This is a genomic window from Nonomuraea sp. JJY05, assembly GCF_043496855.1.
In the GTDB taxonomy this organism is placed as follows: Bacteria; Actinomycetota; Actinomycetes; order Streptosporangiales; family Streptosporangiaceae; genus Nonomuraea.
In genome coordinates this window covers 84,011-109,393 of the sequence record NZ_JBIEIS010000003.1, presented here as the reverse complement: position 1 = coordinate 109,393, position 25,383 = coordinate 84,011, and the positions used below count along the sequence as shown (strand labels likewise).

General features: G+C 70.4%; 23 protein-coding genes. 12 read left to right on the top strand and 11 right to left on the bottom strand.

What is annotated here, in order from left to right; translation table 11 throughout:
- The first annotated feature begins 6 nt into the window (after positions 1–6).
- From ACFKCF_RS04620 to ACFKCF_RS04600, 5 genes are all read left to right on the top strand, one after another.
- Entirely contained in the window at positions 7–2,370 is a 2,364-nt protein-coding gene (locus ACFKCF_RS04620) for a nitrate- and nitrite sensing domain-containing protein (protein ID WP_394490931.1), read from the top strand.
- Complete coding sequence (locus tag ACFKCF_RS04615) at positions 2,367–2,786, top strand: roadblock/LC7 domain-containing protein (RefSeq protein ID WP_185077532.1); 420 nt, start codon at positions 2,367–2,369, stop codon at positions 2,784–2,786. Before ACFKCF_RS04620 ends, ACFKCF_RS04615 begins: the two co-directional genes overlap by 4 nt.
- Positions 2,783–3,160, top strand: a complete 378-nt coding sequence (locus tag ACFKCF_RS04610; RefSeq protein ID WP_192786240.1) for a DUF742 domain-containing protein — start codon at positions 2,783–2,785, stop codon at positions 3,158–3,160. Before ACFKCF_RS04615 ends, ACFKCF_RS04610 begins: the two co-directional genes overlap by 4 nt.
- Positions 3,141–3,728, top strand: a complete 588-nt coding sequence (locus ACFKCF_RS04605; RefSeq protein ID WP_394490929.1) for an ATP/GTP-binding protein — start codon at positions 3,141–3,143, stop codon at positions 3,726–3,728. The genes ACFKCF_RS04610 and ACFKCF_RS04605 overlap by 20 nt, the downstream gene beginning before the upstream one ends.
- Before the next feature lie 71 nt (positions 3,729–3,799).
- Positions 3,800–3,985 (top strand): hypothetical protein, encoded by a 186-nt coding sequence (locus ACFKCF_RS04600; protein WP_394490927.1) that lies wholly within the window; start codon positions 3,800–3,802, stop codon positions 3,983–3,985.
- On the opposite strand, the gene ACFKCF_RS04595 is transcribed toward ACFKCF_RS04600, so the two are convergent.
- On the bottom strand, positions 3,982–4,530 hold the full coding sequence (locus ACFKCF_RS04595; protein ID WP_394490925.1) for a dihydrofolate reductase family protein: 549 nt from the start codon (positions 4,528–4,530) through the stop codon (positions 3,982–3,984). The genes ACFKCF_RS04600 and ACFKCF_RS04595 overlap by 4 nt on opposite strands.
- Before the next feature lie 131 nt (positions 4,531–4,661).
- Here ACFKCF_RS04595 and ACFKCF_RS04590 point away from each other — a divergent pair, with 131 nt between their 5' ends.
- Both ACFKCF_RS04590 and ACFKCF_RS04585 read left to right on the top strand, forming a co-directional pair.
- Positions 4,662–4,889 carry a hypothetical protein gene (locus ACFKCF_RS04590; RefSeq protein WP_394490923.1) on the top strand — a complete coding sequence of 76 codons (228 nt, stop codon included), beginning with the start codon at positions 4,662–4,664 and terminating at the stop codon, positions 4,887–4,889.
- A 49-nt stretch (positions 4,890–4,938) separates the two neighbouring features.
- On the top strand, positions 4,939–6,498 hold the full coding sequence (locus ACFKCF_RS04585; RefSeq protein ID WP_394490921.1) for a serine/threonine-protein kinase: 1,560 nt from the start codon (positions 4,939–4,941) through the stop codon (positions 6,496–6,498).
- Here the strand turns inward: ACFKCF_RS04585 and ACFKCF_RS04580 are convergent.
- From ACFKCF_RS04580 to ACFKCF_RS04565, 4 genes are all read right to left on the bottom strand, one after another.
- The gene (locus tag ACFKCF_RS04580; protein WP_394490919.1) at positions 6,485–9,031 is read right to left on the bottom strand and encodes a polysaccharide lyase family 8 super-sandwich domain-containing protein; all 2,547 of its coding nucleotides are present in this window, start codon (positions 9,029–9,031) and stop codon (positions 6,485–6,487) included. The genes ACFKCF_RS04585 and ACFKCF_RS04580 overlap by 14 nt on opposite strands.
- 60 nt (positions 9,032–9,091) lie before the next feature.
- On the bottom strand, positions 9,092–10,312 hold the full coding sequence (locus tag ACFKCF_RS04575) for a cytochrome P450 (protein ID WP_394490917.1): 1,221 nt from the start codon (positions 10,310–10,312) through the stop codon (positions 9,092–9,094).
- A 134-nt stretch (positions 10,313–10,446) separates the two neighbouring features.
- Positions 10,447–12,093, bottom strand: a complete 1,647-nt coding sequence (locus ACFKCF_RS04570; protein ID WP_394490915.1) for an NB-ARC domain-containing protein — start codon at positions 12,091–12,093, stop codon at positions 10,447–10,449.
- A 65-nt stretch (positions 12,094–12,158) separates the two neighbouring features.
- Complete coding sequence (locus tag ACFKCF_RS04565; protein WP_394490913.1) at positions 12,159–12,863, bottom strand: TetR/AcrR family transcriptional regulator; 705 nt, start codon at positions 12,861–12,863, stop codon at positions 12,159–12,161.
- A gap of 157 nt (positions 12,864–13,020) precedes the next feature.
- Between ACFKCF_RS04565 and ACFKCF_RS04560 the strand changes: the two genes are divergently transcribed.
- The 5 genes from ACFKCF_RS04560 (at position 13,021) to ACFKCF_RS04540 (ending at position 17,223) form a co-directional block, all read left to right on the top strand.
- Complete coding sequence (locus ACFKCF_RS04560) at positions 13,021–14,364, top strand: MFS transporter (protein WP_394490911.1); 1,344 nt, start codon at positions 13,021–13,023, stop codon at positions 14,362–14,364.
- Positions 14,361–14,708 carry a nuclear transport factor 2 family protein gene (locus ACFKCF_RS04555; protein WP_394490909.1) on the top strand — a complete coding sequence of 116 codons (348 nt, stop codon included), beginning with the start codon at positions 14,361–14,363 and terminating at the stop codon, positions 14,706–14,708. The genes ACFKCF_RS04560 and ACFKCF_RS04555 overlap by 4 nt, the downstream gene beginning before the upstream one ends.
- Positions 14,709–14,764: 56 nt before the next feature.
- Complete coding sequence (locus tag ACFKCF_RS04550; protein WP_394490907.1) at positions 14,765–15,490, top strand: DUF998 domain-containing protein; 726 nt, start codon at positions 14,765–14,767, stop codon at positions 15,488–15,490.
- A 423-nt stretch (positions 15,491–15,913) separates the two neighbouring features.
- Positions 15,914–16,768, top strand: a complete 855-nt coding sequence (locus ACFKCF_RS04545; protein ID WP_394490905.1) for a hypothetical protein — start codon at positions 15,914–15,916, stop codon at positions 16,766–16,768.
- Between the two features lie 92 nt (positions 16,769–16,860).
- Entirely contained in the window at positions 16,861–17,223 is a 363-nt protein-coding gene (locus tag ACFKCF_RS04540; RefSeq protein WP_394490903.1) for a transposase domain-containing protein, read from the top strand.
- Positions 17,224–17,348: 125 nt separating this feature from the next.
- On the opposite strand, the gene ACFKCF_RS04535 is transcribed toward ACFKCF_RS04540, so the two are convergent.
- The 6 genes from ACFKCF_RS04535 to ACFKCF_RS04510 form a co-directional block, all read right to left on the bottom strand.
- Positions 17,349–18,968 (bottom strand): cation acetate symporter, encoded by a 1,620-nt coding sequence (locus tag ACFKCF_RS04535; RefSeq protein ID WP_394491468.1) that lies wholly within the window; start codon positions 18,966–18,968, stop codon positions 17,349–17,351.
- Between the two features lie 17 nt (positions 18,969–18,985).
- The gene (locus ACFKCF_RS04530; RefSeq protein WP_350722185.1) at positions 18,986–19,315 is read right to left on the bottom strand and encodes a DUF485 domain-containing protein; all 330 of its coding nucleotides are present in this window, start codon (positions 19,313–19,315) and stop codon (positions 18,986–18,988) included.
- 165 nt (positions 19,316–19,480) lie between these two features.
- The gene (locus ACFKCF_RS04525; protein ID WP_394490901.1) at positions 19,481–22,315 is read right to left on the bottom strand and encodes a glycosyl hydrolase family 95 catalytic domain-containing protein; all 2,835 of its coding nucleotides are present in this window, start codon (positions 22,313–22,315) and stop codon (positions 19,481–19,483) included.
- Positions 22,316–22,409: 94 nt separating this feature from the next.
- Complete coding sequence (locus tag ACFKCF_RS04520) at positions 22,410–23,234, bottom strand: carbohydrate ABC transporter permease (RefSeq protein WP_394490899.1); 825 nt, start codon at positions 23,232–23,234, stop codon at positions 22,410–22,412.
- Entirely contained in the window at positions 23,231–24,115 is an 885-nt protein-coding gene (locus ACFKCF_RS04515; protein WP_394490897.1) for a carbohydrate ABC transporter permease, read from the bottom strand. Before ACFKCF_RS04515 ends, ACFKCF_RS04520 begins: the two co-directional genes overlap by 4 nt.
- A complete protein-coding gene (locus ACFKCF_RS04510; RefSeq protein WP_394490895.1) occupies positions 24,112–25,368 on the bottom strand; it encodes an ABC transporter substrate-binding protein in 1,257 nt (418 codons plus the stop codon). The genes ACFKCF_RS04515 and ACFKCF_RS04510 overlap by 4 nt, the downstream gene beginning before the upstream one ends.
- Positions 25,369–25,383: the final 15 nt, after the last annotated feature.

The following is a 25,383-nucleotide window of genomic DNA, read 5'->3' as shown; positions in this document are numbered from 1 at the left end:
GGTACAATGGGTTTCCGCAATACACGACTGCGGACCAAAGTCACGGCTCTGCTTGTCTCGCTCGCAGCGCTGTGGGCCTTCGCCGCCTGGGTCACCCTTCGCGAGGGCGTCAACCTGCTCTGGGTCTCCCAGCTCGACTCGAGCATCATCTCGCCCAGCGAGCCGCTTCTGGTCGAGCTCCAGAAAGAGCGCCGGATCTCGGTCGTCAAGCTGAGCAACACGGGCCTCCGGTCCCGCAAAGATCTGGAAAGCCAGCGCAAGCAGACCGACCGTCTGCTCGCCACCTTCAAGGAGTCGGCGGCCTCCGGCACGGTGGACCTCGCGCTGGACGACGAGGGAGCCAAGCGGCTCGCCGACGTGCTCCGGGAGCTCGCCACCCTGAAGCAGACCCGGCAGGCCATCGACTCGGGCCAGATGAACCGGATCCAGGCGACGGCCACCTACGGTGAGATCATCGACTCCGTCTACAGCCTTTACGGTTCGCTGGCGACTCTCGACGACAAGACCCTCGCCAAGGACATCCGTACGCTCCTCTCCCTGAGCCGGGCACGCGAGGTGATCACCAGGGAGGACGCGCTCGTCGCCGGCGCGCTCGCCGAAGGCCGGCTGACCGCCACGGAGCACGCGCAGTTCACGCAGACCGTGGGAGCCTGGCGCGTCCTCGCCGACCAGGCCGCGGCCGAGCTCCCCGCCACGGAGAAGGCCGCTTACGACAAGGTGGCGAACGGCCAGTCGTTCACCCGTCTCAGGAGCCTGGAAACCATGCTGTCCGAGCAGGACCCGAGCACCGGGACCCTGCCGTTCGGCGCCGACCAGTGGAAGGCAACCACCGACCGGGCCCTGGCCGACCTCAACAATCTGGTGCTCGGCGCGGGCGACCGCCTGGTCGAGCGGGCCACCCCCGTCGCCGTCAACGTGATCATCCGGCTGATCCTGGCCGGCGGTCTCGGGCTCATCGCGGTCATCGCCTCGATCATTCTGTCCATCACCACCGCCCGTGCCCTGTTCGCCCAGTTGCAGAAGCTGCGCGACGCGGCGCACGAGCTGTCCGACGACCGGCTGCCCGGCGTCGTCGAGCGCATCGGCCGCGGCGAGGACGTCGACCTGGCCAAGGAGGCGCCCGCGCTGGACTTCGGTGACGACGAGATCGGCCAGGTGGGCCAGGCGTTCAACACCGTGCAGCGCACCGCCATCAGCGTCGCCGCCGAGCAGGCCGAGCTGCGCCGCAGCATCCGCGACATCCTGCTGAGCCTGGCCCGCAGGACGCAGGGCCTGGTCCACCGGCAGCTGACCGTGCTCGACGTCATGGAGCGCCGCGAGACCGACCCCGAGGAGCTGAAGGAGCTCTTCCGGCTCGACCACCTCGCCATCCGCATGCGCCGCAACGCGGAGAACCTGATCGTCCTGTCCGGCTCGGCCCCCGCCCGTACGTGGCGCCGCTCGGTCCCCATGGTCGACGTCGTCCGCGGCGCGCTGGCCGAGGTCGAGGACTACACCCGCGTCACGCTCATGCCCATGGGCGACGTCGTGCTCGTCGGCCGCGCCGTCGGTGACGTCATCCACCTGCTCGCCGAGCTGATCGAGAACGCCGTGTCGTTCTCGCCCCCTTACACGAACGTGCAGGTCAGCGGCCAGCTCGTGGCCAACGGGTACGTGATCGAGATCGAGGACCGGGGCCTGGGCATGAAGCCCGAAGACCTCGACGCCGCCAACGAGCGCATCGCGGACCCGCCCGAGTTCCGCATCACCGGCACCGCCCGGCTGGGCCTGTACGTGGTCAGCCAGCTGGCCAAGCGCCACGAGATCCAGGTGGTGCTCAAGGCGTCGCCGTACGGCGGAACGACGGTCGTGGTGCTGCTGCCGCAGGAGCTCGTACAGCTCGACCCCACGCCCGAGCCGCAGGACGGCGGTCGCCGCGAGCGGCTGCCGCGCAGGACGACAGCGGTGGCCGCGGCGGCCACCGGGGCGGCCAACGGGATGGCAACCGGCGCGCGGCCGGTCAACGGGGAGAACGTGCGCACGCTCAAGCCCGCGCGCCCGACCCCGGTCCCCGCGCCGGCCCCGGCGCCGGTCCCCCAGCCTTCCCCCCCGATCACCGCTGTGGAGACACAACCCGAAACGCCAGCCGAACCGGAGCAGAAGCCTGTGACCGAGTTCACGTCGAACGGGCTGCCCCTCCGGGTGCCCCAGGCCAACCTGGCGCCAGCGCTGCGGGACGACACGCCCACGCAGCCCGACTTCGAGGAGGACGATGACGAGCGCTCGCCGGAGGAGATCCGCGCGATGATGGGATCTCTGCAGTCAGGCACCCGTCTTGGCCGCACCGAAGCCGCCAAGATGCTGGATGAGCAGTCTGGAGATGAGGCATGACCCCTACCTCCGGCACCGACCTGAACTGGCTGCTCGACGACCTCGTCGGCCGTGTCAAGGAGGTCGAGCACGCCATCGTGCTGTCGTCCGACGGCTTGCTGATGGCCTCCTCCGCCGCGTTGCAGCGGACCGACGGCGAGCACCTGTCCGCCGTCGCCTCCGGGCTGCAGAGCCTGGCGAAAGGCGTCTCGGACCACATTTCCGGCGGCTCCGTGCGGCAGACGGTCGTGGAGTGGAAGAACCAGTTCCTCATCGTGACCACGGCGGGCGAGCGCGCCTGCCTGGCCGTCCTGTGCGCGCAGAACGCCGACATCGGGCTGGTCGCGTACGAGATGGCGATGATGGTGGCCCGCGTCGGCCAGTACCTCACCTCGGGCGCCCGCAACGCCGAGGCCGTGGCCAGGAGCGACCGGTGAGAGGCGCGGACGAACCGACGGATGAACACTGGGTGGATCCGGAGATCATCCGGCCCTACGTGGTCACCCGCGGCCGCACGCAGCCCGTGCACGGCCGGTTCGACCTGATCTCCATGGCTCTGGCGGTGGGCCCGCCGCCGGGCCCCGACGCCGGGCTCGACCCGGAGCACCTGCGCATCCTCCAGCTCTGCCGCGAACCCAAGTCGGTCGCCGAGATCGCGGCATACCTCGACCTGCCGGCCGGCACGATCCGGGTGCTGCTCGGCGACCTGTTCGACCGCGAACTCGTCTCTGCCCAGGAACCACAATCCGAGGTGGACATGCACGACATGAAGATGTACAGGGCGGTGCTCGATGGTCTTCGCTCGCTCTGAGCGTCCGCGCCTGCCGACGGCGATCAAGATCCTGATCGCGGGCGGCTTCGGCGCGGGCAAGACGACGATGGTGGGCGCGGTCTCCGAGACCCGGCCGCTGCGCACCGAGGAGGTCCTGACCGATCGCGGGATAGGCGTCGACGACCTCACCTCGGTGGAGGCCAAGCGCACCACCACCGTGGCGATGGACTTCGGCCGGATCACGCTGGGCAACGACTACGTCCTGTACCTGTTCGGCACGCCCGGCCAGGAGCGGTTCTGGTTCGTGTGGGACGAGCTGGCGGAGGGGTCGCTGGGGGCCGTCATCCTGGCGGACACGCGGCGCCTGGCCGACTGCTTTCCGTCGGTCGACTATTTCGAGCGGCGCGGGACGCCGTTCGTGGTGGCCGTAAACTGCTTCGAGGGGTCACCCACGTTCGAGCTGGACGAGGTACGGCTGGCGCTCCAGCTCAGCCCCTCCGTCCCCATCATCCTGTGCGACGCCCGCAAGAAGGACTCGAGCCGCGAGGTCCTGATCGCCCTGGTCAAGCACTCGGCCCGGCTGCGCGCCGAGCCGGTCGGCAGCTAGCCCCCGGGAGGCGCCCGGTTCATCGGGCGCCTCCCGATGTTCTTCAGCGGAAGACCCGTCCCACGTCCCGCGTGATCCATTCGATCTCCTTGCGGCGGCCCGCCGTGGCCGACGACTGCCCTGTCGAGAGCAGCGTGGTGCCGGCCGACGCCGAGGGCCGGCTGGCCCTGTGCCCGATGGAGTCCGAGGAGTACCGGGCCGGGCTGGAGGACGGCGCCGTGACCGTCCTCAAGGCGCTGCGCTCGAGCCGCCGCTAATTGCCGTCAGCCGGGACGTAGGTCAGGTTGAGCACGCCGGTCTCGAACGTCTCCGACTTGACCAGCTTCAGGGCGTGCGTCGGGCCGTCCTCGAACAGCCGCTGTCCATGGCCGACGGCGATCGGGTGGACGAGCAGGTTGAGCTCGTCGAGCAGCCCGTTGGCCAGCAGCCACCGCACGGTCGTCGCGGAGCCGGACACCTGGATGTCGCCGTCGATCTGCTCCTTGAGCTCGCGCAGCTTGGCGGCGACGTCGCCGTTGACGACCGTGGTGTTCTCCCAGTCCGCCTTCTCCATGGTGCTCGACACGACGTACTTGCGAGCGGCGCCGAAGGTCGCGGCGATCTGCTTGTCGCTCTCGGCCGACGTCCAGTACGCGGACCACTCGTCGTACAGCTTGCGGCCCATCAGCATCGCCCCCGCGCTCCGCATGCCCGCCTCGACGACGGCGCCCATCTCGTCGTTCCAGTACGGGAAGTGCCACTGCTCGGGCGACTCGACCACGCCGTCGAGGGAGATGAAGAAGCTCGAAATGATCTTGGCCATGGTTCCGTTTCCTTGCGTCTTGGAGGAGTTCGCCCTTTCGGCGTGCTCAGAGCATAGGCAGGACGGAATCCGCAGATCTTGTACAGAAGCGACAGCGCCTGCGCCCGCATGCCGGTGGCACCCTGACTCCCGTGACCATTCGCATCCTCGACGTCGGCGGCGGCACGGGAGTGCACGCGCGATGGCCGGCCGTGGCCTGGCCCGCCCTGGACGCCGCCGGGGAAGGAGAGTTCGACCGGCCGTCGTACCGCCGCGTTAGCTCAAGGGGCTCTTGCGGGCCACCAGCACTTTCCCGCAGCACCGAGGCGGGCTATCTGACGATCTACGGCGATCATCCCCCTTTGCCCACATCGGCGTGATCGATGTGATACGTGTGGATCTCATGCGTGATCATCGCGAGGAGCCGGTGTGCAGCCCCTGACGACGTCCGATCCGCGCGAGGTCGGACGGTACCGCCTGATCGCCGAGCTGGGACGGGGCGGCATGGGCCGGGTGTTCCTGGGCAGCGGCCCGGACGGGCGGCTGGCCGCGATCAAGCGGGTGCGTGCGGAGTTCGCCGAGGACGACGAGTTCCGGGCGCGGTTCGGGCGCGAGGTGGAGGCCTCCCGCAAGGTGTCCGGGGCCTACACGGCGGCGGTGATCGATGCCGACGTCCACGCGCCCACTCCGTGGCTGGCCTCGGTGTTCGTGCCCGGTCCGTCCCTGCGCGAGGCGGTCGACGCCGTGGGGGCGCTGCCCGAGAGATCGGTGCCGCGGCTGGCCGCGGGGCTGGCCACGGCCCTGATGGCGATCCATCGCGAGAACCTCGTGCACCGGGACCTCAAGCCCTCCAACGTGCTGCTCGCCGACGACGGCCCCCGGGTGATCGACTTCGGGATCGCGCGGGCGGCCGACAATGACGGGCGCAGTCAGGTGACCAGCACCGGCTGGCTGATCGGCTCGCCCGGGTTCATGTCCCCGGAGCAGGCCGAGGGGCGGCCGGCGACGCCTGCCAGCGACGTGTTCTCCCTCGGGGCGGTGCTGGCCGTGGCGTGCACGGGCCAGGAGCCGTTCGCCGGGCCGGCGGCGCCGCAGATCCTGTACAACGTGGTGCACACGGAGCCCGATCTCAGCATGGTCCCGGAGGGGCTGCGCCGGATCGTCGAGGGGTGCCTGGCCAAGGATCCGGACCTCCGCCCCACCCCGGGCCAGTTGCTGGACTCCATCGGCCGGATCGCCCCTTCCGCGCAGCCGTGGCCCGCCGAGGTGCACGAGCTGATCGCGCGGCAGCGCACGGAGCTGGCCCGCTTCCTCGATCAGACCGCGCCGCTGAGCAGGCGCTTGAACGGCCATCACGTCCACCGGGAAACCCGCGAGTACACCGAAAAGGCTTTCGAGGTGTCGTGGACCGGCAAGGAGCCGATCACGGACTACGCGAAGCGGCATCGCCTGCACATGTGGTTCTACGGCACGCTCGCCCTGGTCATGTTCGTGCTGTCGATGCTGGCCGACGTTCCGGGTGATCCGATCATGACCGGATTGTTCGAGACCTCCAATGAGGTGCGCTGGGGCATGCTCGCCGTCAGCCCGTTCCTCTATCTCGCCGGGTCGGCGCAGGCCACGGCCGCGGCTCGCGGCGTCCAGCGCCGAATGGCGGCATGGTCGCTCCGCATCGGCCCGCAGGGCATCACGGCCGGCGGCGGACCGCCCGTCCCGTGGACGGCGATCGAGGCGGTCCGGCTGGGCCCGGTGAAGGCCAGCCCGCTGTACCAGGGAAGCGCGGCCTGGCCGTACGTGTTCGACGGGCTTCACGTGAAGCTCGGCACGACGTCAGCCACGCCCGATCCGCCGGCCGGATGGCCGTCGCCGGGAGGTGGGCCGAGCGATCGTTCCGACGGCTGGATCCCGATCTGCGTCCTCGGCCCGCTGACCGCGCAACAGCGGAGCGAGCTCGACGCGGCGCTCGCCCGGCACGTCAGCGCAGGGTAGCGGTGAAGGTGCGGCCGTGGGCGTGGCGGGTCGTCGCCTGGACGACGGTGCCGCCCGGCACGCGCCGTACCGTCACTCCCTCGTCGGCCGACTCGAGCCGGCGGGGCGCGCCGGGCAGGACGACACTGACGCTGTCGCGTTTCATCGTGGGGTCGGACAGGGCGACGACCGTACGCTCGCCGGACTTGACGATGACCGAGACGGGGCCGTCGACGATCAGCTGCCCGGCGTGGCGGGGGCCGTCGGAGAAGACGTTGGCGGCGACGATCCCGAGCGTCTTGTGCCTGACGGCCTGCACGTGCCGGTCGTTGGCCAGGACGGTCAGCGGGCCGTCCGCGTAGCGGCGCAGGCGGGCCTCGGTCGCGTTCGGGACCAGGGCGTAGGCGAGGGCGGGGACGTCGCCGCCGGCGGGGTGGGTGATCGAGGCGGTGAAGACGTTCTTGGTGACGCTGGTGTCGGGGTTGGACGTACGCACGACCCTGCGGCTGCGGGTCACCGTCTCCAGCCCGGCCACGACCGGCTGGCGGGTGAGGAAGGCGTACCCGATGGCGGTGGCGCGGGTGCCGTTGGCGTAGCGCAGCCAGCGCGGCGGCGTGGTGTCGCCCGGTTGCCAGGCCCGGCCGCCCCAGCTCTCGCCGGTGAGCGCGACCGCGTCGCCCGGGGCGGCGATGCGGCTGTCCACGGTGGTCACCGCGGCCCGGCCGCCCTGACCGGAGACGCCCGCGGCCAGCACCACGATCTCGTCGTCGAACATGAACCAGGACTTGGTCGCGCGGGCGTTGCGGTAGGCGACGAAGTCGTCGGGCAGGATGCCCGCCTGCTTGGCGGTGTAGGCGGCGTCGTCGGACTGGACCATGCCGGCCGCTCCGTACGCGCCGAGCGTCGCCCCGCCGGAGAAGGCGTTGCCGGCCTTGGGGAAGTACACGTAGGTGTTCTGGGACTCCGAGGAGGAGGTGAAGTTCAGCGGGTGGCCCGGGTTCTCGTACCAGAGCCGGCCGTACAGCTCGGGCACCGTCCGCCGCTCCTCCACCGGCGCGGTGACCCCGGCCAGCCGGTACGGCGAGACGGCCGTGTAGTAGTCGACGCCGAACACCGCGCGCTGATCCTCGCCCGCGAGGTAGAGGTAGTACGCGCCGTCGCCCTGGAACCAGGGCATGAGGTTCTCGCCGCTCATGTACTCGTATTTGCTGATCCGCTCAGAGCTGCGCGCCAGGGCGAAGGCGTAGCCGGGGCGGCGGTGGACGGTCCTGTCCATGGAGTTGAACGCCACGCAACGCGCGGACGGGTTGAGGTCGGCGGCCGGGATGGCGGAGTCGGCGCGGATGGCCGCGTACCGGGCGACGCTGACCGGGGAGACGAAGGCGGCCGTGTCGGCGGCCGGCAGGAACCTGACGTACTTCTTCAGCGCGAGAGCCTCGGCGCCCTCGACGTGGTCGGCAAGGTCGGCGACGGCCTCCACGACCACCCCGACGTCGGCGTAGCCGGTGGTCGTGCGGGAGGCCGCCCGCCCCTTGACGATCTCCATCATCCAGCCCTCGAAGATCAGCGGGGCGAAGCCGTCGGCGACCCAGCGGTACACCACCCCGGCCAGCTCGGCGGCTCCGCCGCTCGTCGCGCCCTCCAGCATCTTGAGGGTCTGGACGACGCGGGTCAGCAGGATGCGCCCGTAGGAGCCGGTGTAGGCGACCGAGTGGTGCTGGATGAAGGAGCCGTCGCGGTAGTAGCCGTCGGTGTTGCCGTGCTGGAGGTTGTAGGGGTCGATCGTGGCGAAGACGGTGGCCTGGTCGGTGATGGCCTTGCCGACGCGGGCGTCGTCGCCGGTGAGCGCGCCCTGCAGGATCCGGTTGGCGGTGATGTCGGCCAGGTTCGCCCCGGTGTGGAAGCGCGAGTCGAGGTCGACGTCGCCGTTCTTGCCGTTGCGCAGGTAGGCGTCCATCGAGGCGATGTACGTCGCCGTCAGGTCGGGCCGGTCCGCCCGCACGCGTTCGGCCAGCAGGGCCAGGGTCCTGCTCACGTGGGTGGGGATGCCGATCTCCCAGTTGTGCCAGTTGCCGTAGTAGCCCGCCGACTGGTCGCCGTAGTAGCGCTCGTGCAGCCACTGCAGGCCGTCGAGGACCCGCCGCTGGACGGCGGCGTCACCGTCGAGCCCGCCGCCCGGCGTGCGGGCCGCGAGCGCGATCTCGTACAGGTACTGGTACGCCAGCCGCAGGTTGACGTCGTCGGTGCCGAGCCTCAGCCCGGAGAACAGCTCCCCGGCGCCCGCCTGGTCCATGGCGGTCAGCCGCTGCCGGGCGGTCGCGGTGATCGACGCGAGCTTGGCGGCGACCTCGGGCCGGGCGTTGACCTCCGGAGTGCCCGCGAAGATCGCCACGGTGTTGGCGAGCAGCCGTGCGTGGTCGATCCCCGCGGCGGCGCGTGCAGGGGTGGCCGCGGCGAGCAGACCGGCGGCGGGGAGCAGGGAGAGAACCTGGCGGCGAGACATGTGCGGCACGGCGAGCTCCAGGCCGTTGGGGGGATATGCCGGGCTCACCATACATGATCCCTTTCGCCGGTCCGGGGGACGCGAAACCCGTGCTCCCAGTCCGGCGACCCGTCAGGGCTGGGCGACACCGAGGTTGACCGGCAGGGACAGCGGGCCGATCGTGAAGAACGACGGGGAGTACGGGATGTCGTCGGGGTCGATCGCTAGGCTGAGCTCCGGCAGCCGCCGGTACAGCGCGGCCAGCGCCAGCCGGCTCTCCAGCCGGGCCAGCGGCGCCCCGATGCAGTAGCGCGGGCCGTGGCCGAAGCCGAGGTTGCCGGGCTGCTCGCGGGTGATGTCGAACTCGTTCGCGCTCTCCCCGTACTCCGTCGGATCGACGCCGCTCGCCTGGTAGACCACACCCACGGCCTGGCCCTTGGGGATGTGCACCCCGGCGATGGTCACGTCCTGCGCCGTGAATCGGAAGCTGGTCATCATCACCGAGTGCCGGTAGCGCACGGTCTCCTCGACCACGTCGGCCCACCGGTCCTCCGCCTTGGCCAGCGCGAGCTGGTCGGGGTGCTGGGCCAGCACCACGATGGCGTACCCGAGCAGGTGGACGGTGGTCTCGTGGCCGGCCACGAGCATGATCCACAGTACGCCGACCAGTTCGTCGGTGGTGAGCTTGTCGCCCTCGTCGCGGGCCTGGACCAGGCCGGAGGTGAGGTCGTCGCCCGGCTCCCGCTGCTTGCGCTCCACCAGGTCGTGCAGGAAGGCCTGAAGGGCGTTCTGCGTCGCGAACGCCACCTCCGGCGGAGTGGTGTGGGCGAGCAGCGTGGAGGTCCAGTTCCGCAGGCGGAGCCGGTCCTCGGCGGGGATGCCGAACAGCTCGCAGATCACCCACATCGGCAGCGCCTCGGTGAAGGCCGGCACCAGGTCCACGCCGTCGCCGGCGGCCACCACCTCGTCGAGCAGCTCGTCGATGATCTGCTGGATCCGCGGCTCCATGGCCTGCACCCGCGACGGCGTGAACGCCCTGCTGATCAGACCACGCAGGCGCCTGTGGTCGTCACCGTCCATGGTGGACAGGTGACCGCCCTGGATGATGGCGCGCAGCGGCCAGTCCTCGGGGATCGATCCGTCGTGCAGGGCGGGCCAGTGCCGGGGATCCCTGAGGAAGGTCCTGTTGTCGCCGGCGAGGATCTCCCGTACGGCCTTGTGGGTCAGGGCCAGGTAGGCGGGCACGCCCCCTGGGAACTCCACCTCGACCACGGGAGCGATCTCCCGGAACCGGATGCAGGTGTCGAGCGGGTTCTCGTCCACGGCGGGGAACGAGGGGAGGTTTGTCGTCATTTGCCGCCCTTGGGGGAGAAAGTCGGGAAGTGACCAGCGATCACCATGAAATATCCGTTGCGATCAAGAAACAACAGGGATCAGTGATCAGTGACGTGATGGTTACCTTGCGTTCGCCCGCGCTGGTGGCGGGTTCAGGGCGATGCGCTCTCGGCCGACCAGTGGGCGAGAGCCGCGCGGGCGGCGCGGGTGAGGGGGTGGTCGGCGCCTGAGGCGCGCTCGCGGACCGGGAGCAGGTCGGCCAGGAGCCGGGCGGCTGCGGCCGGGTCGCCCACCCGGCCGGTGAAGTCGGCATGCAGTTCCCTGGCGAGCAGGGTCTCATTGGGGTGCTCCTGCCCCCAGGCGCGTTCGAAGAGCGGGATGAGCTCCGCGAGGCGATCGCGTGCCTGCCGCCCCTCCAGCAGGATCACGACGTGCGGCAGCAGGCGGGCGTAGGCGGGCCGTACGGCAGGGTCCGCGGGACGAGCGGGCAGGCAGCCCTCCAGCGCCGCCGCGGCCCGCGCCCGTAGCTCGGCCCGCCGCGGGTCGTCGAGTTGGTGCAGCGTGACCGCCTGTACGAGCCGGTGCACCGAGACGCCGTCATCGACGAGATCGACCATGCTGAACGAGGCCAGCACCCCCAGCGCTTCGGCCGTGTCCAGTTCGTCGGCGTCCACCGCGCGGACCAGCACGTCGCGCGGCAGGTCGTCAGGGGCGAAGCAGGCCAGCAGGTCGAGCAGGTCGATGGCCAGCGGGCCGATCTCCTCCATCCGGGCACGGGTGACCGCCCATGCCCTGGCCACGAGCCGTTCAGGATCGCCGCCGGCCGGGGCGGCGGCGTACATGCGCGTCGGCGAGGCCCGCAGCAGGTCGCGGTAGCGGCGTACGCCGATGCCGGGGGTGTGGGCGATGTAGGCGCCTGCCTGGGCCAAGGCCAGCGGCAGGTCCCCCAGTTCACCGGCCAGAGCGTCCAGCCCTTCCGAATCCGGGGAGCCCGTGAGCTCAGCCAGCAGGGAAACGGCCGCCTGCCGGGACAGGACGTTCAGGGTGATCGGGGTGCACAGGTCGTGCCAGCCGACGGTCCGCCGGGTGGTGACCAGGACGTGCCCGCCGTGCAGTCGCCCCAGATAGGGCCGCAGCGAGGCCGCCTCGACGATGTCGTCGAACACGAGCAGCCACCCAGGATGGGCCGCCAGCCAGGCCATGGCCCAGGTGACCGCCTCCTCGTTGGTGGCCCGGCTCGCGGCGGACGACGCGGTGCCGGACGCGATGCCGCGGGCCAGGTCGGCCACGCCGTTCTGCAGCGTCTCCGGGGTCGCGGCGTCGATCCACCAGATGAGGGAGTAGTGGCCGCGATTCCTGTCAGCGTACTGAAGTGCCAGCTGGCTCTTGCCGACCCCGCCGAGCCCGCACACGACCTGGACGGTCAGCCGTGCTGGGTCGTCGAACGCGCTCTGCAGCCCGGCCAGCTCCTGCTCGCGCCCGACGAACACGCGCGGCGCGGGGCGGGGCAGCGCCGCCAGCCCGGCCGGCACCCGTAACCGTGCGGCTTCCGGCAGGGGCTGCGGCGCCGCCGCTTCTCCGGGAACGGCAGGAGACGTCGAATCGAGGGACCGGCGAGCCAGGACGAGCCCGTACACCGAGCCCCCGAAACCGGCCACCCCGACGAACGCTCCGATCACGCTGGCCAGTTTGTCGGCGTTGTCCAGCCCCGTACGGAAGAACAGCACGCCCAACGCGAGGAACACCACGCCGGACGCGAGCGCGCCGGCCCAGGAGATGACGTGCCGCCTGTTCGCCATGCGCTCATCATCGCCGCCCCCGTCCTCCCGGCACCACGGCAATTCCTCCCCGGAGGCCGGTGGGGTCAGGCCGGTGGGGTCAGGCCGAGGGACGTGATCAGGGCGATCATCTCGTCGCGGTAGATCGCGGCCGGGTCGCTCATGAGCGTGCGCAGGTGGCCGTAGATCTCCAGGGCGACCAGGCCGTGCATGCGGCCCCACACCCGTAGCGTGAGCGCGACCGCGTCCGGCGGCAGGTCCGGGAACGTGGCCTGGATGTCCGCCGCCAGGCCGGGGTCGAAGTCGGACCAGGTGTAGGCGCCGGGGCCGGGGCCGGTCCAGGCCGCCGCGACCAGGCCCGTGAGCCCCCGGCACGCCCGATGTTCGGCCTCCTTCGCCGGGCCGTCCTCGGGGGGCTGGTAGCCGGGGACCGGGTCGCCGTAGATGAGGCGGAAGCCCTGCGGGTTGACCAGGGCCCACTCGCGTACGGTCTGCGCCCAGGCCAGGACGCGGCCGCCCGGGTCGGCGGCGGGAACGGCGTCGCGGGCGGCCTCCGCCCTGTCCACCAGGGCCGTGTAGAGGTCGCCGATGAGCGTGGTGACCAGGTCGTCGCGGGTGGCGAAGTAGCTGTAGATCGCGCCGGCCGTCATGCCCATGTCGCGGGCGATGGCACGCAGCGAGATGGCGTCGGGACCGCCGGCCGCCATGAGCTTGAGCGCGATCTCCTTGATCTCCGCCGTGGTCTCCGCGCGCAGCCGCTCGCGCCTGCTCATCGTCGTCTGATCACCCACGCTTGACAGTCTACAGCGTTTGGCTACTGTTCCCCGTGTGTAAATTGAACGGCGTGTAGAAAGTCTTCGCCGTGTAAGAAGAGGGGATTCCGGAGTGACGCTTGCCGCTTCTCGCGCGCCGACCGACGTGGGCCGTTCCGGGCCCAGGCTGGCGCTCTTGGCGTTCACCCAGCTCATCGTGGCTCTTGACTACAACATCGTTTACGTGGCGCTGCCCGACATCGGGGCGGCGCTGGGCTTCAGCGCGCGATCCGTGCAGTGGGTGGTGAGCGCTTACGCCATCGGGCTCGGCGGGCTGCTGCTGCTCGGCGGCCGGGCGGTGGACAAGCTCGGCGCCCGGCGCACGTTCATGCTCGGACTGGCGCTGTACGGCGTGGCCTCGCTGGCCGGCGGGCTGGCCCCCGGCTCCGGGGTGCTGATCGCCGCCCGCGCCGTCCAGGGCGTCGGCGGGGCGCTGCTCACCCCGGCCACGCTCGCCCTGATCTACCGGGGGTTCGAGGAGGGGCCCGCGCGCAACCGGGCGCTGGGCGCCTGGGGCATGGCCGGCAGCGCCGGGCTGGCCGCCGGGTCGCTGCTGGGCGGCGTGCTCACCAGCGCCCTGGGCTGGGAGTGGGTGTTCTTCGTGAACGTCCCGCTGGCCGTCGGCGCCGTCCTCGCCGCACCCCGGCTGCTCCCCTCCGACGGCCGTCCCGCGTCCGGGCTGCGCGGGTTCGACGTGCCGGGCGCGCTGCTGGCGACGGCGGGATCGACGCTGGTGGTGTTCGGCCTGGCGAGCGGGCCGGAGGCCGGATGGGGATCGGCACGCGGCGCCGGGTCGCTGGTCGCGGGCCTGGCGCTGCTGGGGCTGCTGGTCCTGGTCGAGGCGCGGGGCCGGGATCCGCTGATCCCGCTGCGGCTGGTCCGGCGGCGCGGCCCGGCCACCACGATGGTGGTGATCGCCGTGTTCCAGGGCACGCTGGGCGGCGCCTACTACGTGCTCACCACCTACCTGCAGCCGGTCCTCGGCTACAGCGCCCTGGAGGCGGGGCTGACTTTCCTGCCGCTCACCCTCGTCTGCATGGCCGCCGCGCTGAAGGCCGCCCCGGTGATGCTCGGCCGGTGGGGCGTCCGTACGACGCTCAGCGTCGGCATGCTCGGCGCCGGAGCAGGGATCGCCGTGCTGACCGCGGGCATGCCCGCGGGCGGCGGCTTCTGGACGCTGATGCCGGGCAGCCTCGTGTGGGGATTCTTCGGCGGCGTGGCCTTCGTCGCCCTGTTCGCGGCGGCCGGGGCCGGGGTCGCGCCGGAGGCGCAGGGCGTCGCGTCGGGCCTGGCCAGCACGGCCAAGGAGGTCGGCGGCGCGATGGGGCTGGCCGTCTTCGTCGCCGTCGCCACCGCCTCCTCCGACCTGTTGGGCGGTCTGCACGCGGCCGGCTGGGCCGCCGCGGCCGCCACCGGTCTGGGCGGCCTCGCCGCCCTGGCACTCGAACCGAACCGAACCACGGAAGGAATCACGTCATGATCGACGACCTCATCGGCAAGTACCTGGACGTCTGGAACGAGCGCGACGCCGCCGCCCGGGACCTCCTGATCAAGACCGTGCTCACCGACGACTCCGTCTACTCCGACCCCGACTACGCCGGGCTGCGCGGGCACGCCGAGCTCTCCGAGGCGATCGGCCGCGCCCAGGAGAACTTCGGCGACCTGGTGTTCACCCTGGGCACGCTGATCGGCGCCCATCACGACACGGCTCTGTTCACCTGGCGGCTCGGCGCGCCGGGCTCGGACACGCCGGTGGCCACCGGCTACGACGTCGTGGAGTTCGCGGGCGACCGCATCAGCCGCGTGGTCGGCTTCTTCGGATGAGCCTCCTTGTCAGGCTGGATTGACAGCCATGCGTTTGTCAGTCTAGCTTGACAAGCATGCGAACTCTCACACCTGCCGGCCCCGCCCCCATCGCGGGGCCCGGCGACCCGACGCCCAGGCGGCTGCTGCTGTGCGGGGTGGCCGCCGGGCCGCTGTTCGTCATCGCGTTCCTCGTCCAGGGCGCCCTCCGCCCGCACTACGACCCGCTGCGCCACCCGGTCAGCTCGCTCGCGCTCGGGCCGGGCGGCTGGGTGCAGGCGGTCAGCTTCGTGGTGGCCGGGCTCCTGACGCTCGCCTTCGCCGCCGGGCTGCGGCGGGCGCTGCGAAGGGTCTGGGGCCCGGTCCTGGTGGGGGTCTGGGGGGCCGGCCTGATCTGCGCCGGGGTGTTCACCGCCGATCCGGTCAGCGGCTATCCGCCGGGCACTCCCGATCTGCCGGCCGAGTACGGCAGCGCGCACGCGGCGTTGCACGACTACCTCTCGCTGGCGGGATTCGTGGCGCTGATCGCGGCCTGCGTGGCCTTCGGGGTCGGGTTCGCGCGGGACCGGGAACTCGGGTGGGCGGCGTACTCGGTCGCCAGCGGGGCCGGGTTCACGGTGGCGATGGCGCTGGCCACGGTCGCCTTCAGCCAGAACCCGGCGCTGGTCGCCCACGGCGGGCTCTTCCAGCGCGTGGCGGTGATCATCGGTTGGGCCTGGCTGACCCTGCTGGCGCTCCGGCTGCTCAGGCGGCGACCCGCCGGGCCACGAACACCGGTAGGACGACCGCGCCGACCGTCATGATCACGATCCCGGGACCCGAAGTCCCACGGGTTCGTGGCCGCCGGGTGGCCCTGGGCCAGGTGCGCGATCCCGGCCGCGAACATCAGCAGGATCGCCAGCCCGTACGCCAGGAAGATGACGTTCACCACGTTCTGCGTCAGCCGGAAGCGCAGGACCGCCAGCACGGCCGCGAGCAGCAGGATCAGCCCGCCCTGGGCCGGCACGGACAGCTCCCCGAGCGCGGGGAAAGGCGCAGGGTGTCCCGCCGGCGCTTGGCTGTAGTGCGGCTCGCCCCGCACGGGGAGCCACCTGCGGCCGTCACGCCGGAGGGAGCGCCCGGGTCGGGCCGCGGGTCCTCGTCGTCGGCCATGGCGGGCCGCGGCGTGGAGCCCGTCGGCCGAGCACGGGCCCAACTTCGCGAACTGGAGCTTCTTCGGCCTGGCCGTGCTGGCGCTGCTGGGCGTCGAGGTGCCGCTGAACATGAAGGTGGAGATCAGGCAGGAGCGGGCCGTGACCCGCTACCTGCTGTGGGGGTCGCTGGCCGTCATGGTCGCCTACCTGATCGCCACCTGGGCCGTGATGGTGTCGGTGCCCGCCGGGGAGGCGGCGAACATCACGGCCGTGGCCGAAGCCGTGGGGACAGGGCGGGGCGACTGGGCGGGCGGGCTGGTCGCGCTCGTGCTGTCGGCCATGTCCTTCATCATCACCGTCGTCTACGACTCCTTCGCCCGGCTGATCTTCGTGTCCGGACTGGACCGGCGGCTGCCGAAGGCGGTCAGCCACGTCAACGCGCAGAAGGTGCCGGACGTGGCGGTCTGGATCCAGACCGTGCTGGCCGGGGTCTTCACGGTGGCGGCGTTGGTGGTGGTGCCGTTCGCCTCGGCCACGCCCGCTGATGCGCAGACCGAGGTCTACAACGTCCTGCAGGCCGCGGTCACCGTGATCTGGTGCCTGTCGATCGTGGTGCTGTTCGTGGACGTGCTGATCATCCTGCCCCGTTACCGCGACCAGTTCGAGGCGCGGCGACTGGCCTCGCCCGCGGTGTTCTGGGCGGCCTCCGTCATGGGGGCGCTGGCGTCGCTCGTGGGCGTGGTGGGCACGCTCTCCGGGTCGTGGACGCCGCTGATCCACACTAGAAGAGCTTCTATGCTGCTACCAGCAAACCTTTCCGCTATCCGTGGTCGCGCCTCCGCCGTCCACCGAATGGTGGAAGTCAAGGGCGGCGAGTGTCGAATAATCGCGGTTCTCGGCGCTCGCTGGTGCGGCGGTGAGCGCGAGTCCAGCGCCGGTGAACGCTAATGCCGCGGCTAGAGCGAGAACGATCTTCCGCACTTTACCTCCTGCTGCTTGTGTCTCTCGGTCTCCTGTTATGGACCATACGGAGAGCTGGAATGCCGGACTATCCGGTAAGTGAGCGGCCTTCTGCGCGATCCGGATACCGAACCCCCGATCCCTACTGCGACGTGCTGCGCAAGCTCGCCGAGGGCACCCGGCGGGACGGTCACGGCTGGCAAGGCTGGCATATCCCGGACAAGGCAGCCATCTCGCGTGCTCGTCACCGCCTGAGCAGCGAGGTGATGCGGGAGCTGTTCCTGCAGGGCGCGGGCTGGCCCGCCATGGAGGTGACCTGCTCTGGCGCGTCAGCCGACGCGGGCAAGGTCACGCTGTTCGGCGCCGAGATCGCGTACGGGATGTGGTTCTGGCTGGTCGGCGGGATCGCGCTCGCGTCGCTGCTGGTGGGCGCCCTGCTGTAGCTGGTCGGGCGCCGGGCGCCCGCCTGAGGGCAGGCGGCACGGCGAAGGGCCCGGCCTCGCGGGAGACCGGGCCCTCGGGTGCAGGCGCCTTCGGGGGCAGGGGGAGGCGCCTTCAGGGGGGAACGTCAGTGCTGGGTGGCCTTCTCCGCGCCGACGCCGGTGAGGGAGCGGACCTCCATCTCGGCGTACTTCGCCGCGTTGTACTCCTTGCTGAGGATCGTGCCGAGCCACCCGCACAGGAAGCCGATCGGGATCGACAGGATGCCGGGGTTGCTCAGCGGGAACCAGTGGAAGTCCACGCCGACGATCAGCGCGCTCGGCTTGACGCCGGCCGGGGGCGGCGGCGCCGAGACCACCGGCGAGAAGATGACCAGGACCAGGGCCGAGATCAGGCCGCCGTAGATGGCCGAGACCGCGCCCGTCGTGTTGAACCGCTTCCAGAACAGGCTGTAGAGGATCGCGGGCAGGTTGGCCGAGGCCGCGACGGCGAAGGCCAGGGCGACCAGGAAGGCCACGTTCTGGCCCTGGGCCAGGATGCCCAGGCCGATCGCGATGGCGCCGATGACCAGGGCGGAGACGCGCGCCACCACGACCTCCTGGCGCTCGCTGGCCTGGCCGCGCTTGAAGACGTGCGCGTACAGGTCGTGCGAGAAGCTGGAGGAGGAGGCCAGCGTGAGGCCCGCCACGACGGCGAGGATCGTGGCGAAGGCGACGGCTCCGATGAGCGCCAGCAGGATCGTGCCGCCGACCGAGCCGAAGATCTCCTGGCCGATGCGTTCGGCCAGCATCGGCGCGGCCGTGTTGCCCGCCGCGTCACCGGCGACGATCGCGGTCTTGCCGACCAGGGCCGCGGCGCCGAAGCCGAGGACGAGGGTCAGCAGGTAGAACACGCCGATGATGCCGATGCCCCACAGGACCGACTTGCGGGCGTCCTTGGCGGTGGGGACGGTGTAGAAGCGGATGAGGATGTGCGGCAGGCCCGCGGTGCCGAGCACCAGCGCCAGACCCAGGCTGATGAGGTCGATCTTGCCGGCCAGCCCCTGGGCCTCCGTGCCGTACTTCAGCCCGGGGATCAGGAAGTTGCCCGGGTTCGCCTTGGGGCCGCTGGTGGTGGCGGCCTGGCCGAGCAGGGCCGACAGGTTGAAGCCGTACTTGCCCAGCACCAGCAGCGTCACCAGCGCGGCGCCGCCCATCAGCAGCACGGCCTTGACGATCTGCACCCAGGTGGTGCCCTTCATGCCGCCGAAGACCACGTAGACGATCATCAGCGCACCCACGCCGACGATGGTCCACGCCTTGCCCGCCGGGGAGGTGATGCCGAGCAGCAGGCCGACCAGCGCGCCCGCGCCGACCATCTGGGCCAGCAGGTAGAAGATGCTGACCACGATGGTGGACACGCCCGCCGCCGTGCGCACGGGACGCGGGCTCATCCGGAAGGCCAGCACGTCGGCCATGGTGAACTTGCCCGAGTTCCGCATCAGCTCGGCGACCAGCAGCAGCGCGACCAGCCATGCCACCAGGAACCCGATCGAGTACAGGAACCCGTCGTAGCCGGACAGCGCGATGATGCCGGCGATGCCGAGGAAGGAGGCCGCCGACATGTAGTCGCCGCCGATGGCCAGCCCGTTCTGCACGCCGGTGAACGAGCGCCCGCCGGCGTAGTAGTCGGCGGCCGTCTTGGTCTGCCGGCTCGCCCAGAACGTGATCCCCAGCGTGGCGGCGACGAAGGTGAGGAAGAGGATCATCCCCAGGGTGTGGGAGCTCACTTGGTCTTCTCCTCAACCTCGTGGCGGAGCTTGTCGGCGATCGGGTCGAGCTTCTTCTCGGCATGCCTGGCGTACGCCCACGCGATGAGGAACGTGGAGACGAACTGCAGCAAACCGAAGACGAGGCCGACGTTGATCTCGCCGAGCAGCTTGATCCCCATGAAGCCGCGCGCCCATCCGGACAGCACCACGTAGAGCAGGTACCACGCGAGGAACGCCACGGTCATCGGGAACGTCCAGGCGCGGAATCGCCGTTTCAGATCCTGGAACTCACTGCTCTCCTGAACTTCCTCATAGACCGATGCGTCATGTTCTTTAGTAGTCACGAGACCTCCACTGTGATGCGGATCACGCCCAACGTAAGAGCGCAACCTACCCGTCGTGGAGGCCCCTGGTGACGTTGTTCGGCGAGTCGCTGGGGTCCGGCGATTAGTTGGGGATGGGTTGCGGTGAAAGGTCTGTTGCGTGCGACGAGCGGTTGATCGCCCCTTTCATCGGGGTTCTTCGAGGGAGAGCGCGAACAGGTGGAGCTGGGGCCGGGTGAGCGCGGGCAGGGTGAGCGAGCGCAGCTCCCTGGCCGGGTCGAGCGCCGCCTGCGCCTCGAACAGCCCGACCCGCAGCGAGTTGACGCCCGTGCGGCCGTGGCGGTGGGTGCAGCGGAGCACCTCCGTGGACCCCGCCCCGGGCCGGCCGCCCCAGTCGGGCAGGACGAACGGCACCTGCGCGGTGGTCCCGTCGGCGTACGCGGCGGTCAGCGTCGAGGTGACGGCCCCGGAGCCGGCCGCGCCCAGCAGCCGGACCTTGGCGTACTTCCCGGACGGCACGGCGATCGTCTGCCCCTGGCCGACGACGTTGTCGGCGGCGCCGTCCCCGTACGCGGGGAAGACGAAACTCAGGCCCTCGTGGACGAGCGGCCCGGCGGGCGGCAGCTCCTCGGCAGGATAGGTGTAGCCGGACCCGTCGAAGTCGCCGTCCGTCATCGCCTCGTGCGTGGAGACGCCGTCGTTGCCGAAGTACGCCGACAGGTCCACCGGCGTGGTGCGCCCGGGAGGCGGGACCGGCGGCAGCCCCCAGGCGTTCCCGGGCTTGCTCACCGGCACAGGTCCGATGACCGGGTCGGGCCGCGCGCCCGTGTGGACGAGCACCTCGCTCCCCCTGCCCAGGGCGATCTCCACGACGCCCTCGCCCAGGTCCTTGACCGGAGCGGGACGGCCGTCGGACAGCACGGCCGTGACCGGCCCGTCGAGCCCGTGCTTGAGCCTGAGCGGCGCCCCGGCCAGGCTCCTGACCCGGACGAACGAGGTGCGACCGCCCTTGCGCACGGCCGAGACCAGGAACGCGCCCTGGGTCCGGAAGTCGTGGATCGCGACGTCCGCCCACGAGGCGGGCACGGCCGGGAAGACGCGGACGATCCCGCCCCAGCTCTGGCAGAGCATGTCGTGCAGGGACTGGGCGGCCGACAGCGGCGTCTCGATGACCGGCCCGGCCTCGGCGTAGTGGGTGTTGGCCGTGCACGGGTAGCGGCCGGCCGGGTCGAAGAACCGGTCCAGGTAGGACAGCGCGGTGTCGCCCCGGCCCATCATGGCGTAGAGCGAGGCCGCGCCGGTGTAGCTGTAGCCGCGGTGCGCGCTCGTCAGCGACTGCCAGTGGGCGACCGACTTCTCGATCAGCTCGCGCTGCTCCGGCTGGTCCCAGTTGACCAGATAGAGGGGGTAGATCATGAGGAGGTGGGAGTAGTGGCGGTGCGACTGCGCGTACGGCGTGTTCGCGCCGATCATGAAGCCGTTGGCGTCGGCCGGATAGTCCACGAGCGTGGCCAGCACCTCCCGCCACCTCGCCTTGAGCGGGTCGTCGATCCCGAGCCGCTCGGCCGACTCGATCAGCGTCCGGCAGCCCCACCGGATCAGCGCCAGGTCGTAGTTGGTGTCCTGGGGCGGAGTGACGGGGTATTCGGGTGAGAGCGTGCTGGGCAGGTGCAGCCTGCCGTCCGCGCCCGCGGTCAGGAAGTGCAGGTAGTAGTTGATCGCCCGCCGCAGCAGCGGGAAGACCGTGTCGCGCAGCAGCCTGTCGTCCATGGTGTGCCGGTAGGTCAGCCACACGTTGTGCAGCGCCCACGTGAGGTCGCCCACCTCGGCGCCCGAGCCGGGCGTGCCGACGCTCCGGTTGGCGAACATGTCGGAGCTGCGCCCCACCCCGGCCGAGTCGGCGCGGTAGGCGGCGGGCACGTTGGCGACGAGCTGGTCGCGGTTGCGGTCGAGCGTGCTGGTGAGCGAGTCGAGCTCCAGGTGGTTGGAGCCGTGGATGAGCCAGTACTCGAGCTGCACGTTGAGGTTCCACCACACCGCCGGCCACGGGGTGGACTCCAGCCAGGGGCCGGTGGTGGCCATGACAGGCCCGCCCGTCCGGCCGGCGGCGGCGACCTTGTAGAGCTGGATCCAGTAGAAGCTCTGCAGCCGCTGGTCGGGCAGGGAGACGAAGCTCTTGCCGTAGAAGTCGTGCCACCAGTCGCGGTGCCGCTTCTTCATGATCCCGTACGGCGGCGCGTTCCGGATCCTGGCGAGCGAGCTCTCCTGGGCCTCGGTCGCGGACGGGAAGCTGTGGCCCACGGTGACCAGGAGCGTCCCGTCCTTGACGCGGTAGGCGGTGGCGGTCTGCCCGCCGCCGGTGAGCGGCTGGAGCACCTGCTCGACGTCGCCCGCGGTCGCGGTGGTCCACGGCGGGTTGGGCGTGTAGCCGCTGGGCGGGGCCTCGGAGACGGATCGGGGGCTGACGGCCTCCTCGGGATGGAACGTCCAGCGGACCTGCTCCTCGCCGTCGACCTCCGCCTTGGCGACGAGGAGCTCGTCGTGGATGAACGCGGAGAAGGACAGCGTGCCCTTGTCCGTGGTGACGGTGCCGGTGACCTCGGCGTCCCACAGGCTGAGCCGCCAGTCGACGGCCGTGATCGTGCCGACCGGGTCGAGGGTGACGTGGCCGACGGGCAGGCGGCAGGTGCCCCAGCCGCTGCCGAACTGGGGCCGGTGATCCTGGACGCGGCCGTGCTGGACGGTGAAGCGGATCTTGTTCTGGCCGGGCTCCTGGTAGACCATGCTGCCCAGCAGGCCGTCGCCCAGGAACGGGCCCTCGTGCCAGGACCTGGGCAGCTTGCCCCAGAGCAGGTCCTGGCCCTTCATGAACTCGGCCCAGCGCACGCGCTGCCGTAGTTGCCAGCCCGGGGCCGGTCCGGCGTGCCCGCTTTCCGCGAGCGCCGGGGCGGCGGGGACGAGGGCGAGACCTAAGCCGCCGAGCACGGCACGGCGGGTCGGATCGTGAGAGGGGGGTGTCATGCGGGACCTCACAGACGAGACATCGGGTCTTTCGCCTGTATGACACGCAAGATGACCTTAGTCAAGGGCGGTCAGCCGAAATTCATCCGATGCATCACCCCTTAACGGCGCCCGCGGTGAGCCCTTCGACGATGTAACGGCGGATGGCGGCGAACAGGACGAGGGTCGGCAGCACCGAGATCACGGTGGCCGCGGCCATGGAGCCCCAGTCGATGTCGTACTGGGTGATGAAGGAGTTCATGGCGACCGGGATGGTCTTGGCGTCCTCGCTGTCGATGAACGTGATCGCCAGGAACAGCTCGTTCCAGCACTGCACGAACGCGAAGATGAACGTGGCCGCGATGCCCGGCAGCATGACCGGGATGACCACCCGGACCATGGCCACCAGCCGCGAGGCGCCGTCCACCTGGGCGGCCTCCTCCAGCGCGACCGGCACCCGCTCGTAGAAGCCGCGCATGATGATCGTGGAGAACGGCACGAGCATGGCCACGTACACCAGCATCAGCCCGGCCAGCCGGTTGAGCAGGTCGAGGTCGGACATCAGCAGGTAGAGCGGGCCGAGCGCGATGAACAGCGGGATCATCTGCGTGACCAGGAACGCCAGCATCAGCGCGCCCCGGCCGGGGAAGGCGAAGCGGGCGAGGGTGTAGCCGCCCAGCACGCCGATCGCGGTCACCACACCGGCCGCGACGAGGGAGACGAGCAGGCTGTTCAGCAGGTACGCGCCGAAGTCGGCGAACGAGAACAGGTCCGCGTAGTGCTCGAACGTCACGTTGCCCGGCCAGTACCTGAGCGGCATCGAGAAGATCTCGGGCTTGGGCTTGAGCGAGGTGACGACGATCCAGTAGAGGGGGAAGAGGGTGATCAGCAGCCAGGCGCCCAGCACGACGACCTTGGCAGCGGTCGCGACACGTCTCATCGGGATTTCTCGAATCTCGTCGCGTTCAGGTAGAAGACGCTGAAGGACAGCAGCAGGCCCAGGATGAGCAGGCCCACCGCGCCCGCCCGGCCGTAGTCGCCGCCGATGACCTGCTGGATGAGGAAGGTCGTGATGATGTCGGTGCCGCCGGCCGGGCCGCCGCCGGTCATCGAGTAGATGAGGTCGGGGAAGTTGAGGATCCAGATGATCCGCAGCAGCACGATGAGGGCGAGCGTGGGCCGGATGTGCGGCAGCGTCACGTGCCAGAACTGCCGCAGCCGCGACGCCCCGTCCACGTCCGCGGCCTCGTACAGCTCCTTCGGCACCGACTGCAGCGCCGCCATGATCATGATGGCGAAGAACGTGACGCCGTACCAGATGTTGGCCACGATCACCGACGTCATCGCCCACCCGGGGGTGGCCAGGAAGCCGATGCGCTGGTCGATGAGGCCGGTCTTGAGCAGCAGGTCGTTGATCACGCCGAACTGCCCGTTGAACATCCACCGCCACAGCAGCCCGATCAGGAACCCCGACATGGCCCAGGGGAAGAACACCCACGCCTGGTAGAGGCCCCGGCCGCGGAAGTGCCGGCGCAGCAGCAGCGCCAGCCCGAAGCCAAGGAAGAACTGGAAGAAGAGCGAGACCACCACCCACGTGCCGGTGTTCCGCAGCGCCGTCCAGAACCGCTCCTCCGACAGGACGGCCCGGAAGTTCTCCAGGCCGACGAAGGGCGTAGAGGTGATGTCGAACAGGTTGTAGCGCTGGAAGGCGATGACCGTGCCGCGGATCATCGGGTAGTACGTGAACAGGGCCACGAAGACCACGCCGGGCAGCAGGCACAGGGCGATGAACCTGGCCCGGCGGGCGGTGAAGAGCCTCATGAGACCTTCTTGGCCTGGTCCGTCCAGAAGGCGTCCCACGACTTGAGCACCTCGGCCGTGGTCTTCTTGCCGGTGATCAGGGCCTGGACGTCACGGTCGGAGTCCACGAGGAACTGGCTCCAGCCCGGGTAGTCGACGGGCCTGATCGTGATCACCTGCTTGGGGTCCTGCTGGGCCTGCAGGTACGCCTTCCACGCGCCCTGCGAGAACTGCGGGTCGCTCTGGGCCTGCTTGGAGATCGGGATGAGCGAGTTGCCCTTGGCGAAGGCGATGCTCTGCTTGGCCTCCGACAGGAACTGGACCAGCTTGACCGCCTCCTTCGGGTGCGTGGTGAACGAGGTGGCGCCCCAGCCGGCGTAGCCGACGGGCTGGAAGGCGTATCCCGACGGGCCCTTGGGGATCGGGGCCGTCGACCAGGCCGTCATGCCGCTGTCCTGGACCGTCTTGATCACTTCGGGGTCCTGGATGAGCATGCCGGTGACTCCCGAGGTGAAGCCCTGGACCATCTCGGGGTAGCCCCAGGAGACGGAGTCGGGCGGCGACGCCTCCTTGAAGATCTTCACGTAGAGGTCCATGGCCTGGGCGGCCTCGGGCGTGGAGAAGATCGTCCGCTTGTCCTTGAGATAGAACGATTTTTCGGGATTCAGGGCTTCGCCGTTGTACGCGCTGATCATCATGACCGCGTAGTCGGCCCCGCCCTTGCCGCCCCGGAACGAGTAGCCGAACCGGTCGCCCGAGGTCATCTTCTTGCCGGCCTCGTAGAGCTCCTGCCAGGTGGCCGGCGGCTGCGTCATGCCCCAGTCCGTACGGAAGAAGATCGTGCGCTCGTAGAAGCCGTACGGGATCAGGTATGCCTTGCCGCCGACCTCGACGGCCTTCTTCTGGGCCAGCTCGGTCAGGTCCGACCAGCCGGGCCACTCCGTGGTGGGCAGCTCGGCCAGCCAGCCGTTGTTGGAGAAGGACTTGGCCGTGTGGTCACGTACTTCCAGCACGTCCAGGTCCTTCTTGGTCTGCAGGATCTGGGTGATCTTCTGGTCGGCGCTGTCGAGTGGCGGCGAGATCAGCTCCACCTTGATGCCCGGGTTGGCCTTCTCGAAGTCCTTCAGCAGCGTTTTGATGAGCTTGGTGCGTTCGGGACTGGTCAGGCTCTCGATCATGCGGAGCCGTACCTCTACCGGGGACGACGAGCCGGAGCCGCAGCCCGCGAGCAAGAGCGTGGCGGCGGCCGCGGCCGCCAGGAGGGGGGTTCTCATGCTGAGCCTCCAGCT